This window comes from Thalassospira sp. MCCC 1A01428, from assembly GCF_002115825.1.
Taxonomy (GTDB): Bacteria; Pseudomonadota; Alphaproteobacteria; order Rhodospirillales; family Thalassospiraceae; genus Thalassospira.
Map to the genome: position 1 here is coordinate 175,488 of NZ_JFJZ01000007.1, position 14,454 is coordinate 189,941.

The 14,454-nt window shown below is 54.4% G+C and carries 12 protein-coding genes; 6 read left to right on the forward strand and 6 right to left on the reverse strand.

Annotated features, from left to right (window positions below):
- Nucleotides 1-105 precede the first annotated feature (105 nt).
- Nucleotides 106-3,213 (forward strand): EAL domain-containing protein, encoded by a 3,108-nt coding sequence (locus tag THS27_RS08540; protein ID WP_085589821.1) that lies wholly within the window; start codon nucleotides 106-108, stop codon nucleotides 3,211-3,213.
- A gap of 54 nt (nucleotides 3,214-3,267) precedes the next feature.
- Here the strand turns inward: THS27_RS08540 and THS27_RS08545 are convergent, their stop codons facing one another.
- Both THS27_RS08545 and THS27_RS08550 read right to left on the reverse strand, forming a co-directional pair.
- Entirely contained in the window at nucleotides 3,268-4,041 is a 774-nt protein-coding gene (locus THS27_RS08545; protein ID WP_085589823.1) for a response regulator transcription factor, read from the reverse strand.
- Nucleotides 4,022-5,227, reverse strand: coding sequence for a GAF domain-containing sensor histidine kinase (locus THS27_RS08550; protein ID WP_085589825.1), 1,206 nt, complete (start codon nucleotides 5,225-5,227; stop codon nucleotides 4,022-4,024). The genes THS27_RS08545 and THS27_RS08550 overlap by 20 nt, the downstream gene beginning before the upstream one ends.
- 233 nt (nucleotides 5,228-5,460) lie before the next feature.
- Between THS27_RS08550 and THS27_RS08555 the strand changes: the two genes are divergently transcribed.
- From THS27_RS08555 to THS27_RS08575, 5 genes are read left to right on the forward strand one after another with little or no spacing between them, the layout of a single operon-like run.
- Complete coding sequence (locus THS27_RS08555) at nucleotides 5,461-6,474, forward strand: ABC transporter substrate-binding protein (RefSeq protein ID WP_085589827.1); 1,014 nt, start codon at nucleotides 5,461-5,463, stop codon at nucleotides 6,472-6,474.
- A gap of 12 nt (nucleotides 6,475-6,486) precedes the next feature.
- Entirely contained in the window at nucleotides 6,487-7,944 is a 1,458-nt protein-coding gene (locus tag THS27_RS08560) for a sugar ABC transporter ATP-binding protein (protein WP_085589829.1), read from the forward strand.
- Between the two features lie 17 nt (nucleotides 7,945-7,961).
- Complete coding sequence (locus THS27_RS08565; protein WP_085589831.1) at nucleotides 7,962-8,888, forward strand: ABC transporter permease; 927 nt, start codon at nucleotides 7,962-7,964, stop codon at nucleotides 8,886-8,888.
- Nucleotides 8,885-9,883, forward strand: a complete 999-nt coding sequence (locus tag THS27_RS08570) for an ABC transporter permease (RefSeq protein ID WP_085589833.1) — start codon at nucleotides 8,885-8,887, stop codon at nucleotides 9,881-9,883. Before THS27_RS08565 ends, THS27_RS08570 begins: the two co-directional genes overlap by 4 nt.
- Complete coding sequence (locus tag THS27_RS08575; RefSeq protein ID WP_085589835.1) at nucleotides 9,880-10,794, forward strand: SMP-30/gluconolactonase/LRE family protein; 915 nt, start codon at nucleotides 9,880-9,882, stop codon at nucleotides 10,792-10,794. Before THS27_RS08570 ends, THS27_RS08575 begins: the two co-directional genes overlap by 4 nt.
- Nucleotides 10,795-10,878: 84 nt before the next feature.
- Here the strand turns inward: THS27_RS08575 and THS27_RS08580 are convergent, their stop codons facing one another.
- From THS27_RS08580 to THS27_RS27160, 4 genes are all read right to left on the reverse strand, one after another.
- Nucleotides 10,879-11,538: a Crp/Fnr family transcriptional regulator gene (locus tag THS27_RS08580; protein WP_085589837.1), complete on the reverse strand. Its 660-nt coding sequence runs from the start codon at nucleotides 11,536-11,538 to the stop codon at nucleotides 10,879-10,881.
- Nucleotides 11,539-11,598: 60 nt separating this feature from the next.
- Nucleotides 11,599-12,963 (reverse strand): PepSY domain-containing protein, encoded by a 1,365-nt coding sequence (locus THS27_RS08585; RefSeq protein WP_085589839.1) that lies wholly within the window; start codon nucleotides 12,961-12,963, stop codon nucleotides 11,599-11,601.
- 523 nt (nucleotides 12,964-13,486) lie between these two features.
- Nucleotides 13,487-13,933 (reverse strand): DUF2946 family protein, encoded by a 447-nt coding sequence (locus THS27_RS08595; protein WP_085589843.1) that lies wholly within the window; start codon nucleotides 13,931-13,933, stop codon nucleotides 13,487-13,489.
- A 252-nt stretch (nucleotides 13,934-14,185) separates the two neighbouring features.
- The coding region (locus THS27_RS27160; RefSeq protein WP_210402860.1) for a hypothetical protein at nucleotides 14,186-14,454 on the reverse strand (269 nt) is incomplete at its 5' end.

The window sequence follows — 14,454 nt, forward strand, 5'->3', positions numbered from 1 at the left end:
GAATGCGGGGAAATGCCCACAGGTGCAAAAAGCCCTTTGCAGTGAGTTTGCGAAAAGCTATGGTCGCGCAGCTATAACAAAAACAGATGAACAATAGCTGGGTAAATGGGAGTTAATATTTCAATTGACGTCGCCACGACGGTAGCGGCACTGGTTGCGTGTGACCGTGTGCCTGCGGTTGTAATTGCTCCCGAGCGGCAAGCGGTGCTGGGAAATGCCGCGTGGGCCACTGTGTTTGGCATCGATGCGCCGGGCGAACCTGCATGGCTGCCTTATGGCGTGTTTCCTCATGTTTGTGCGATTGTTGAACAGGCACGTCGTTGCAGCGATGTGGATCAACCGCAGGGCGAAACATTTGTGATGCCTGTTGAAGGCCAGGATCAGAACTATTTTCTGGGCTGGTGGCTGCCGCTTGAAGGCGGAAATGTTATTCGTGTGGTTATGCTGACGCAAAAAGACCGGCTGATATCATCGGGGTTGATGATTTCCCCCTTGCCGGTGCTGGTTTTGGGGCAGGACGGCGAATTTCGCCACGGAAATGCCGCTGCTGAACTGGTGGCGCTGGAAGTGGGGATGCCCAATGTTGCCGCACTGACCATTCCCAACGGGCAGCGGCCATTATGCGGCCCGGCAGACCAGGGCGAAGCCCTGCGTTCCGTGCATTACGGACAGCGTATGTTTCAGTGGCGACGCACCTTTTTGGCCGATCAGGGCGGGGTTGCGTGGTTTGGCCGTGATTGCACGCGCGAGGAAAGTTATCGCCGCGCCCTGGAACATGCCGTGCAGGGCATTGTTGACCTGTCGGCCGAGGGGCGGGTAACAGCGGTGAGCGATGCCGTTGCGCCGCTGTTTGGCTATGACGATGCAGCGGCTGTCCGGCAGGCGTATTTATCGAACCCCGAAGCATTTTATGCCTGCGATGATGACCTGATCGATGTGCGCCAGCAATTACGCCGGGGCAATGGCTTTAGCGGCCGTGAAATTGAAATGCGCCGCCAGGATGGCAGCCAGATATGGGTGCGCATGAATGCCACCGTTATTCATGGCGAAGGCGGCATTTTGCTGGGATATAGCATCACCCTGATTGATGTGACCAAAAACCGCCAGGCTGAATATGATTTGCGCCGACGCCAGGAACGTTACCGGGCGCTGGTGCAAACGGCGGGCAGTGTCATTATGTTCCTAGATACTGCCGGGCGCATTCTGGAATATAACCGCGAAAGTGAATGGACCTTTGGTTATTCATGGATGGAAGCGGCGGGCCGTAATTTCTTTGATTTTCTGGTGGTGGAACGCGAACGAGAAAGCGTTGCCCTGCGTTTGCGGCGCCTGATTGCGGGCGAAATTATCAAGGAAGAAGTAATTTCCATTCGCCGCAAGGATGGCGAGGTTCGATTGCTGCAATGGAATGCCCGGGCGCATTTTGCCGAAAATGGCAATGTAGGCGGGGTGATTTGCATTGGTCAGGATGTTACCGAAAAAACCGCCGTGGAGCGCGCCCTGCGATTGGCGGAAGAAAAATATCGCGGTATTTTTGAAAACTCCGCCGAGGGGTTGTATCAGGCCAAACCGCTAGGCCCGTTATTATCGGCCAATCCGGCATTTGTTTCGATCCTTGGATATGGCGATGAACGTGAACTGGTTGTAAAGGAAACCGCCGTTCGTGACGGGTTTTATTTGCAGCCCGGGACGCGCCTGCAATTTACCGGACGGTTATTGCGCGACGGGTTTGTTCAGGGTTTTGAAGCCGAATTACGCCGCGGGGACGGCAAGATTATCTGGATCGAGGAAAACGCCCGTCTGATCCGGGATGATCGCGGGGTGCCGGTTTTGATTGAAGGGTCGATTACCGATATTACCGAACGCAAGCGGTCAGAAGCGCGCATTCAGTTTTTGGCCCATCATGACGGGTTGACCGGGCTTCCAAACCGGACATTGTTTCAGGAACGTCTGTCGGCGGCGGTTGCACGCGGTAAACGCGAACGCAGCAATTTTGTTTTGATGCTGTTTGATCTGGATAATTTCAAGGACATTAACGATACGCTTGGACACCCGATTGGCGATTTGTTGTTGCAAGGGGTGGGCGAACGCATGCGCGTCCGCCTGCGGAATGAAGATGTGGTTGCACGGCTGGGCGGGGACGAATTTGCTGTTCTGCTTCATGACCCGGGGTCAGCCGAGGAAATTGCCATTGTTGCCCAGCGCCTGATCGAGCGGGTCAGCGAGCGCTTTATGCTTGAAGGCAATGAAGTGCTGGTTTCAACATCGGTCGGGATTTGTATTTATCCCAAGGATGGACGCGACGAAAAGGACCTTTTGCGCAACGTTGACCTTGCCCTTTATTGTTCCAAGGCCGAAGGGCGCAACCGGTATCACTTTTTTGAAACCCGGTTGCAGCTTGAAGTGCAGGAACGCAAGGCGCTGGAACGCGATTTGTCACGCGCGATAACCAATGACGAGTTTGAGCTGTTTTATCAGCCAATTATCGGCGTTTCCGACCAGAAAATTGTCGGGATGGAGGCTTTGGTTCGCTGGTTTCATCCTTCGCGCGGCATGGTTAGCCCGGTGGATTTTATCCCGGTGGCGGAACGCATGGGGATCATTGCCGAAGTGGGAAAATGGGTGTTGAATAACGCCTGTATTCAAACCCGGAAATGGCGCAATGAAGGATTGGGCAAGCTTTTGATTTCGGTTAATTTATCGCCGCTGGAACTGGCGCGCCATGAAGACCTGATTGAAAGTGTGGGGGATGCGCTGGAACGCACCGGGCTGGACCCGCACCAGTTGCAATTTGAAGTAACCGAAGGCGCAATGATGGATAACCCGCGCGAAGCGGCCATTACGCTGGGGATGTTGCGCAATCAGGGTATTCGCATTGCAATTGATGATTTTGGTACCGGTTATTCGTCGCTGGCCTATTTAAAGCGCTTCCCGGTGGATAAACTGAAAATTGACCGGTCCTTTATCGTTGATATGGACGAGGAAGACGGCAATTCGGCCATTGTTCGCGCGGTTGTTTTTATGGCGCGATCGTTTGGCATGTCGGTCAATGTCGAAGGCATTGAAACCGAAACCCAGCTTGAACGGGTCAGTGCCGAGGGCGTGGATGAATTGCAGGGGTTTTATTTCAGCAAACCCGTTCCGGCCACGGAAATGGAAAGTTTGTTGAGTGCCCAACTGGCAAGCGACATCACGCCAGGCACATTGAATTAACCGGCCTTGTGCGGATGTGCTGTTTTGTTTCGCCGTGCCGTTTTGATGTGCGGGTTATTTGGTGTTGTGACTGGAAAAACGCCCTGTGCCAGATGTTGGTGTTTTGCCATCATTTCGGATAAGCCATGCCTGCAGTTCCTTTTCAGCCGAAGAAAGGCCCTCCCGGTTGATGATTTTGCGGGCGATGGCATTGGAAACGGCACGGGTGCGTTTATTTAGCAAAATGCCGAGGTCGTTTTGGTCCAGCGCCCCCACGTCGAGTTTGTCATATAGGGATAACAGGCGGTTTTGAACCGTGCGAAGCGACAGTTTGCGCCGGGTGGCAATGGCTTTGTCGGGAAGGCCAAGGGCAATATCGATTAAAATGATATATTCAAATTCGGTTAGTGCGCTTCGGGAGCGCATTTGCTGATTTTGTATCTGGTGGACTTCACGATCAACCACGATCTGCGCTTCGATCAGGACAGCTCGCAAGGCAAGGCGCATTCTGTCCTCGGTGGCTGTTTTTAATACATAGCCATAGGTGGCTTCATGGGGAACGATGTTGGCAATGCCGCGCAAATAGGCTTCGTCTGAATAGTTTGACCAGAACAGAATGCGGGTTTCAGGACATCTGGCCCAAATGATCCGTGCGGCCTCGATACCGTTTTGTTCTTTCATGCGCAAATCCATTACGATGGCCGTGATTTTGTGGCGGTGGGCCAGGGTTTCGCCCTCTTTGCCATCACGGGCAATCAGGATTTCAGTACATTCAGGTAACGCACTTTCAACAGTTTCCCGCAGGAAATCGGCGTGCATTTTATCGTCTTCAACCAGCAGTATTTTCATCGCCTGACCCTTTGGTATTTTGGGCTGCCCTGGGCAGCTTTATTTTTATTTGCGTACCGTTCTCGGTACTGATTTGATATTGCGCACCAATCAGCTGGGCGCGGGTTTTGATATGCGCCAGACCACCACTTGGCCCGCGCGGGGTTGGGCGAAACGTGCCGTTGTCGATAATTTTGATTTTTAAATGTCCGCTGTCATCACGACGGATGATGACAGAAATTTTGTCGGCACCCGAATGCAGGACGGCATTGTTAAGTGCTTCCTGGCAAATGCGGAAAATGGCGATACGTATGGTTTCGGGCAAGGTATCTATCGCACCGTCGGTATGGTCATCAACGCTGAATTGCATTGTGCTTTCACGGCTGATGGCGCGTTCGAGGTGGGTGACAATTGCATGATGAAAACCGAAAAGCTCAAGGATAGAGGGAATTGATGTATCAATAATCCCGCGTAGATCCTGGATCATGTTTTGTATTTGCTGTTGCAGATGATGATGCTGGGCGTTGGTCAAGCCGGGATGGATGTCGCGCGCAATGCGGGTAAGATCGGCCAGTGTCTGGTCGTGTAAATCCATGCCGATGCGTTGGCGTTCGGCTTCCAGCGCGTCGGTAAGGCTAAGGGCGCCAAGGCGCAAACCTTCTTCCCGGGCAAGAATTTCGGCGCGATATATGGCTTCCTTGTTGGACTTCTCGTTGGCGCGCAAGGCATAAAAATAAGGTGCCAGAATATCAGCCAGAATTCGCACCTGTTCGACGTGGGTTTCGTCATAGAAATTTTCTTTTTTTGATGAACAGTTGAGCGAGCCGATAACTTCTCCCAGAACTTTCATCGCTACATTAACCCGGCTGCGAAATTCGTGATGGAGGATGGGCGCGCTGACCGCATCGGGGAAGATGTAGCGGGGGTCTTTCAAGGCATTGCCGGTGAGAAGATAATCGGTTTTCCCATAAAGTATATCGCGAACCGGCGATTGCCGCACAGCAGATCGCGAGGTGCTCCAGCTTGTTTGCAGGCCAACCTCGTAGGAGGTATTCCATGTTTTGCCGGTGTCGATCAGGCAGACATCAAGGTGGTCAAATTCGATGATTTTGTCGATTTCCGATTTGACCGAATGCAGGGCAGAATTGATGTCCAGATTGCCCGCAAGCAGGTTGGAAATGCGCAGATAATGGGCAAGTTCCGACATGAATGTTTCCTCCGGCGTGGATCATATGACGGCGGCATTTAATTGTCTTGCGTGTGTCCGCAAGGATGGTGCGGGAACCCGCAAGACGGGTGCGGCATGCGCTCTTTACGATTTTATCCGGATGCCTGTAAATCGAGAGCCTGAAAATAAGATACTGCTGCGTAAGTTAAACGCAAAAAAGTTCACATAAACAACACGGACCACGACGTGCGCAGGCGCGTCAGGGAGGAAAAATGAAATTCAAGAACATGCTTATGGGCGTGATTGCCGGAACGACAATTTTGGCATCCACCCACGCAATGGCCGATACGGCAGATAAACGCATTGCCTTTTCCAACAATTATGCCGGAAATTCCTGGCGCCAGGCCATGCTGCAAAGCTGGGACAAGGTAACGGGTGAAGCGGTAAAAACCGGCGTTGTTGCCGCAGCCGATGCCTTTACCACATCGGAAAACCAGGCAACGGAACAGGCGGCCCAAATTCAAAACATGATTTTGCAGGGCTATGATGCGATTGTGATTGATGCCGCATCGCCAACCGCAATTAACGGGGCCGTGCGTGAAGCCTGTGATGCCGGCATTACCGTGGTGTCCTTTGACGGGATTGTGACCGAGCCGTGCGCCTGGCGCATTGCGGTTGATTTCCGGCAAATGGGTCGCGAACAGGTTAAATATCTGGAAAAACGCTATCCGGATGGCGGCAACCTGTTGGAAATTCGCGGTCTTGCCGGGGTTTTCGTCGATGACGAAATCAGTGCGGGCATCCATGAAGCGGCCAAAGACAGCAAGTTCAAGATTGTGGGTTCCGTCCACGGCGACTGGGCCCAGGATGTGGCGCAAAAGGCCGTTGCCGGTATTTTGCCCAGCCTGCCCGACATTACTGCCGTTGTGACCCAGGGCGGCGACGGTTATGGGGCGGCGCGGGCCTTTGCGGCCACCGATCGCCCGATGCCGACCATCATTATGGGCAACCGCCAGGATGAACTGAAATGGTGGTCTGACGAGCATGCCAAAAATGGCTATGAAACCACCTCGCTGTCGATTGCACCGGGGGTCAGCACCCTGGCATTCTGGGTGGCACAGCAGGTGCTGAATGGCAAGGAAGTTGCCAAGGACCTGACCGTACCGTTCCTGCGGGTGGACCAGGACAACCTGGCAGAGATGCTGGCAACGACACCGGAAGGGTCGGTCGCCAATGTTGAATATTCCCTTGAAGATGCACAAACCCTGATCAAGTCAACGAAGTAAGGCGACAGGATTATGGTTGTAAACCGCAAGGAGATCGGCACCCGTGAGGTGCCGATCATTTCCCTGGCCGGTATTGGTGTGTCTTTTGGGCCGGTCAGGGCCTTAAGTGATGTGGCGCTGAATATCATGCCGGGCGAATGTGTGGGCGTGGTTGGCCATAACGGGGCGGGGAAATCCACCCTGGTGAATGTGATTAATGGCCGTCTGTCGCCAACGACGGGCGAGGCGCGCTATGACGGGGCGGAAAGCAAGGCCGATTTTCGCAATGGCCAACGGGCACGCCAGGCAGGCATTCGCAGTGTGTTTCAGGAATTGTCGCTGTGCCCGAATTTAACCGTTCTGGAAAATATGCGCATTCCCTATCGCAATATGCCGTGGCGCAATTGGCGCGGGAATGCCGCCAGTGCGGTGCGGGTGTCCCTGGATGCGGTTTTTCCCGGCAATGGTATTGACCCCTATCGTGTGGTGGGCGACCTGTCGATTGCCGAACGGCAAATGGTGGAAATTGCCATTGCTTTTTCCCGGCGCGACATTGATGCAAGGCTGGTGATTTTGGACGAACCGACATCCTCGCTTGATGGTTCGATTGCCGACCAGTTGCTGGCCTATATCAAAAAGTTCTGTGCTGCTGGCGGGGCGGTGATTTTTATTTCCCATATGCTGGGCGAGATTTTTGACGTCGCGACCCGCATGGTGGTGATGAAAGACGGGCGCATTATTGCCAATGATGCGGCACACACCTTTACCCGCGACAGCCTGGTGGATGCAATGGGCCATGTTGTGGCCGATGGTGCGGATAGTGGTGACGGGCGCAAACAGCGCGAATTGGGCGATGAAGTTTTGCGCATGGCCAATGGCCTGACGGCACGCAAAGGCGAAATTGTCGGTTTGGCGGGTCTTGCCGGGCATGGACAGGCCGAGGCGCTGGCACAGTGTTATCTGGAACGATCATCGGACTGGCGGGCCAACCGGGCGCCAGCCGTGGTGTTTGTGGCCGGGGACCGGGCGCGCGATGGCGTGATGCCGCTATGGTCGATTTTGCGTAATTTGAGCTTGCAAACCCTGGTGGAATTTAGCCGGTCGTTTTTGGTGGACCGCAAGGCCGAGAAAAAGCTGGTGGCGGACTGGCACCGGAAAATCAAGATCAAGACCGATGACGTTGAAAGCTCGATTTTGTCGTTATCGGGCGGCAATCAGCAAAAGGTGCTGTTTTCACGCGCCCTGGCATCCTCCGCCCCGATTGTGGTGATGGATGACCCGATGCGCGGCGTGGATGTGGGCACCAAAAAGGAAGTGTACCGTATGGTTCGCGATGAAGCCGAAAAGGGCCGCACCTTCCTGTGGTATTCGACGGAAACCGACGAAATTCTGGAATGTGACCGGGTTTTTGTGTTTCGCGACAGTGAAATTGCCGCCGAACTGACCGGTGATGACATTACCGAAGAAAACATGCTGCGTGCTTCGTTCTAGATGGAGGAGGCCACATCATGACACGCGATCATTTACGCATTTTGTTGCCGATTTTCTCGTTGGGTTTGTTGCTGGCAGGGGTGTTTTACCTGCAGCCGCGCGCCATGAGCTATTTCGGGCTGAATCTGCTGTTTAATCTCGCCGTACCTGTGGCGCTGGCAACCATTGCCCAGATGATGATTTTGATGGTCAATGACATTGATTTGTCGATTGGCACCTTTGTCAGTTTTTGTGCCTGTGTCACGGCAACCTTTGTGCAAAGTGACCCGGTGGTGGGCTATGCCATGCTGTTGGGCGCCATTGCGGTTTATGCCGCGATGGGGGCGATTATTCATGCCCGTGGCTTGCCCGCGATTGTTGTGACATTGGGCATGTCGTTTTTCTGGTCGGGCATGGCGATTTTGATTTTGCCTTCGCCCGGTGGCTCGGCCCCGGCTTGGCTGCATGCAATGATGAAGGCCAAGCCCCCCTTTGTGCCGGTTGCGATTATTGCGCCCGTCGTGATTGGGCTGATCATGCATTATTTTGTCAAACGGTCATCATTGGGGGTGTTGTTGCGCGGTGTTGGCGGCAACAGCCAGGCCATTGACCGTTCGGGTTGGTCGGTTCTGGGCCTGAAAGCAACGGCCTATGGCATTGCCGGGTTGTTCGGGGTGTTGTCCGGGATGGCGCTGGTGGGTTTAACCACCTCGGCCGATGCCAATATTGCCTTGCGTTATACCCTGTTATCGATTGCCGGGGTGATTTTGGGCGGCGGTGAATTTACCGGTGGCCGGGTGTCGCCCATCGGGGCTGTGATCGGGGCGATGACCCTGACGCTGGCGGCCAGCTTCCTGTCTTTCCTGCATCTGTCATCGGACTGGCAGATTGGCGCGCAAGGAGCGATTTTGATTTTGGTTCTGGCGGTGCGCCTTGTCTTTACCCGTCGGGAGGCCTTGGCATGACTGTGGAAAATAATGTGCAAAATGCACCGCAAAACGGTGTGAAGGCCCTGTTTGGTCTGGTGTCGCGCAAGGCCTGGATTTGGGCCTATCTGGCCGCAGCGGCAACATTTATTGCCGCGATGATGGCCGGGTCCGGCGGTGGGGCCGAGGCAGGATCGCTTTTATATGCCGCCTTTACCTTTGCCTCCTTTACCGTGATTGTCGGGATCGGCCAGATGTTTGTTGTGACATTGGGGCCGGGCAATGTGGACCTTTCCATTCCCGCAACCATGACACTGGCCGGGACGGTGGCCCTGAAATTTATGGCAAGCGACGGCGCGCTGGTGGTGCCGGGGCTGTTGATTGCGATTGGCGTTGGCCTGGGCTGCGGGCTGTTTAATTTCGGCCTGATTTTGCTGATGCGTATTCCGCCGATCATTGCCTCGCTGGCCTCGTCCTTTTTGTTTCAGTCGGTCGCAATTTGGTCCAACCGTGGTTTGCGCATCAAACCGCCCGAAGGCCTTGCCGATTTTGCCACGGGCGGCACATTGGGCATTCCCAATGCCGCACTGGTGGCACTTGGCGTATCGGTTCTGGCGTGGATTGTGCTGGAACGCGCGATTATTGGCCGCTGGATTTTGGCAAGCGGGCAAAATAAACGTGCGGCCCGTCTGGGCGGTGTGCCGGTTACGGCAGTGCATTTTGGCGTGTATGTCGGCTGTGCGGTGCTGGCCGGGTTTACCGGCTTTTTGCTGGCCAGTTTTTCGGGCGGTGCAAACCTGAATATGGGCACGGAATATATGCTGATGTCGATTGCCGTTGTGGTGATTGGCGGGTCCTCGATTGCCGGGGGGAATTCAAATGTGCCTGGCATCTGGGCGGCAGCATTGTTCATGTTTTTGCTGGTATCGATGTTGAATTCCTATGGTTTGGGTGCCGGTGTGCGGTTGATTTTGACCGGGCTGATCATTGTGTCGGTGGTGGTACTGGCCAGTAAAAAAAGAGGCAGGGTATGAACGGCCCGTATGAAATTTTTGACAATCGTTTCCGTGATCTTGTGTTGCTGAATGTCAGCCTGCGCAAACTGTCGGGCGGGCATTTATGGACCGAAGGCCCGGTATGGTTCCCGGCCCATCAATGCCTGTTATTTTCCGATATTCCCAATCAGAAAATTTATCGCTGGATGTGTGATGGCACGGTGAATGTGTTTCGCGATCATTCCAGTTTTGCCAATGGCAATACCCGCGATGCACAGGGCCGGCTGATCAGTTGCCAGCATGGCACGCGCTCTGTCACCCGCACGGAACATGATGGCACCATCACGGTGCTGGCCGACCAGTTTGAAGGCAAACCCCTGAATTCACCCAATGATGTGGTGGTCAAATCGGATGGCTCTGTGTGGTTTACCGACCCGACATATGGCATTTTGTCCGATTATGAAGGGTATAAATCGACCCCGGAACAACGCCACCATAATGTGTTTCGCCTTGATACTGTCACGGGGGAACTTGCCAGTGTGGCGCATGATTTTGCCCAGCCCAACGGGTTGGCTTTTTCGCGCGATGAAAAGCGGCTTTATGTGGCGGAATCCGGCCAAAGCCATGATGACACGGTGCCATCGGTCATTCGTGTTTATGATGTGGTCGGTGGCAATAGGCTGGAAAATGGCCGCGATTTTGCGGCCATCGAGCCGGGCCTGCCGGATGGTTTCCGGGTGGATTGCCATGATAATGTCTGGACATCGGCGGCGGATGGCGTGCATTGCCTGGATGCCAACGGGGTTTTGCTGGGCAAAATTCTGGTGCCCGAAACCGTCTCGAACCTGACCTTTGGCGGGCCGCGGGACAATGAATTGCTGATTACGGCAACAACCAGCGTTTATGCCATTCATGTTAATACAGCCGCCGCCCGGGGCCCGAAAACATGAACCGGGTCTATCCCTGTTTTTCGTGTGCCGATATGTGTTTTGCCCCGATTACCGTGACGGCTTAATTGCGAGCAAAACACATATTCATGCCGCGCGATCATCCCAGAAATCGCCTGCATGATGAAGCAGGGCGTCGCGGTTGATGCGCATATGGTCGCGCTGGCGAAATTCAAAAGGTTCCAGACATCCCTGACGCCGCAAATTGGCGATGGTGCGGCTGGCGGTTTCGGTGGTGACAGAAACAATGCTGCCCAGTTTGTCGCGCGGGGGGACAATGCACTGGTCGCGATGGGCCACCCATAACAAAAAGCGGCAAATGCGGCTGATGGCGGGACCGCTGCCAATGTTGATTTTCCAGTAATGGCTGGCAATCACTTCGCGGCTTAGAAAATGTGAAATTACCCGTGCCAGCGACAGGCTTGAGGGTTGGTGCTGGCGCAGCCGAGCCAGCGGAACCCTTATGATCTGGCAGGGAGACAGGGTTTCACTGATCAGGGGCGGGCTGGTGGTTGACATTGCCCCGTCCAGTGCTTCGAGGCCGAAAACATCCCCCGGGCGATAAACCCGGCAAATTTGCCGGTCCCCATCACGGTTATAATATCCCTGAAGAATTAACCCCTGTTCCAGAATATAGGCATTGGCAAGGCTTTCATGCCCCGGTTCGACAATGTTGTTGGCCGGAAGCAAAACAGGTTTTTCGTCGGCATAGGTCAGGATTTGGCGCAAGGCGTCGGGAGTATTCATGACCGATCCTCGTGTTTGCGGGAAAAGGCGCACGGCACATACCGTGCGCCCAAACAATGATCAGGCGTTGCGAAGCAACAGGCGCGGACGGACAACAAACAACAGGTCCAGAACCAGCATCAGGATCATCGACATGCCGACCAGCGGGAAAATAATGCCGCCAATGGCCAGAATGGCCAAAACGCCGTAAACCTTGCGCACGTCACGCGGCAGGGGCGGAACCCCCATTTGCCCGGACGGGCGGCGTTTCCACCACATCACACCCGCCGAAACCGCCATGAAAATCAGCGATGCACAGACCAGCAACATGACAATCTGGTTGGTCAGCCCGTATTGCTGCCCCATATGCACATTGATCGCCCATTCCAGCCCGCGCCCTAACGGGCCGTAATCGGCATATGACATGTCGATCAGCGGCTGGCCCGAATATTGATCAAGATGAATCACCCGTTGCAGCGAAAGGTCATCGGGGTAGATGGAGGCGCTGTAAACACCGCGTGGTCCGTTGGGCAGGCTCACGGCGTAGCCCTGTGTCAGCCCCAGATCATTCAGTTTTCGGGTGGCGGCATCAATGCCAATCGCCTGCGGCCCGGTGGCAACGGAAAGCGGCAAGGGGGCATTTTCAGTGGTCCAGCCGGTTTCACCAAAGGCATCGATCATGGGAACGGTGGAAAGGGGAACATCCACCCGAACGCCGGACGGATACCCCGTGGGGGTGCCATTGGCGAACTGGTTGGCATATTTACCCCAGAAAACCGACCACGGCATGCCGGTGGTTGCCAGAAACAAAATGAAAAAACCGGCAAACAGGCCAACCACGGCGTGGCTGTCGCGCCACCAGCGACGGTTCGATGTTTTGCCGCGAATGGCAAGGCGCGATGTGCCATCCACCCGTTTGGGCCACCACAGGTAAATGCCGGTCAGCACCAGCAAAATGGTCCATCCGCCAACAATTTCGATCAGGGCATTGGGGAATGTGCCAAATTCGGCCAGGCTGTGCAGGCGGCGCACGATCCACATGACGGTGCCGCGATCGGCCATTTCACCCAATGCCTGTGCGGTATAGGGGTTTACATAAACCGCATGGCGCGCCCCGTTGGCATCAGCAATGGTAACTTCGGTGGATGATGCCGGCGTGACTGGCGTGGTCAGTTTGACAACCTTGCCATCCTGCATTGCCAGGGCGGCTTCGATTTGTGTGCTATAGGGCAGGGCCGGGGTGGAAGGCACGGCAACCTGTTTTAAATCGGAATAGACGAAATTGTCGATTTCATCGCGGAACAGATAGGCCCCGCCGGTAATCGCCATCAGGACAATGAAGGGCAGAACAAAAAGCCCGGCATAAAAATGCCAGCGCCAGACGGCGCGATAAAAGCCGTTGGTGTTTTCGGGGCGGCGCGATGCACCGCTGGTCGGGTTAGACATGGTTTATCCCCAAGGACAAGGCACTGCCATGGCTCCCGTCTGGCGGGAACACATGGGGTGCAATCTGATTTCGTAAATATGTGGCACCGGGGAACCGGCCCATGGCCCAAACCATGTTAAAGGCCCGCTTTCCCGGGAAAGATCAGACGGGGCAGCATCCGTAACCGTTTTAGGGTGCGCTGTTTGGCCGCAACCCGGCCCTGAATATGTACAAGGCGGGCGACGGGCAGGGGGTGTTTCCACCAGCACCGGTTTTGTGGATTTTCCGTATTCAGCACGACGGCAAAATGACGCAAAACCATGCTGCATTAAAAAATACAATGTAAGGCAGCATTGGGCAGGCATCCCGTTAACCATGATCAGGTTTAGATATGGAATGCAGGCCGGATAGTGCTGAAAACAGGCATTTTTAATGCAAAGATTTATCGTGATCGGGAATGGTGATGCAGGACAGCCGGAAGAAAGCCTTGCGGCGTGTATGCGCCAGAGCAACCCGATTCAAAATAAACCACAAAACGGTTAATTATGCTGCGGCTGGCATTGGCGGTGCGCGTGGCGACCCTGCCTTGGGGTAAAATCGCGGGCTGTGTGCCGTGATATGAAGGGCGGTAACCGCATTAGACAGCAAAATGCGGTGAAGTTCGGGAATTTCGTAGGTCGCCGTTGGCGCCATTGCGTGCATGCCGATACCACATAATGCACATTGATAGGCTTCGTAGCTGTCATACCGGCCCGATGTTTCGGGGGCGGATTGCGGTGCATTGGGATCGGACGGCAGACGAATGGCCTGAATGCCGTTGGCAGTACAAATCAGTATCGGAATATAGCCGCTGCCGTCGGCCCGGGCCTGTGCGGCCAGCGGGGCGTGCATAAAGCCGAACAGAACCGTATTGATCAATAAAAGGCAAGCCACCAGCGTTGTGATGGTCACCCGCAGATCAGACGGTGATGAGGCCCGGTTGGCACGCACGGCAAATGTCCAATTTCGGAATAATCTGCGGTTTGATTATAACGTTTTTTGGAGGCTGTCAAAGTTTACCGGATACGATTTGGGCATCGGTCAGTTCGCCATTTACCCCTGCTTTAGTATCCGCACGCGGCATGTGGCCATTTTTGTTGACCGGTTTGGGGATGCACAACCTTAATTTGCCCTTAAAAAAATGTGTTTCCCGAAACTGAATTCAGGAAACACCGGATGTTATCTCAGACAACGCGTTACGGGCTATTTTTCTTCTTTATAGTCGATTTCGTTGTCTTTGTATTTGACGTTGGTGATGCTGATGCGGCCGTCAATGCCGCTGTTTTTGTTGACCAGGATGCCAATCTTCCGGCTGTTTTCCACCCGGCTGTTGCTGATATCAAGATAGCCGCCATCATAGATATTGGCCTTGTAATTGCCGCCGCCACCATCGGCGATGCGGACATATTTCCAGACATTTTTGTCGCTTTTGCTTCTGATAAAAATGCCATCGCTAGATTCTAGAACCAAGT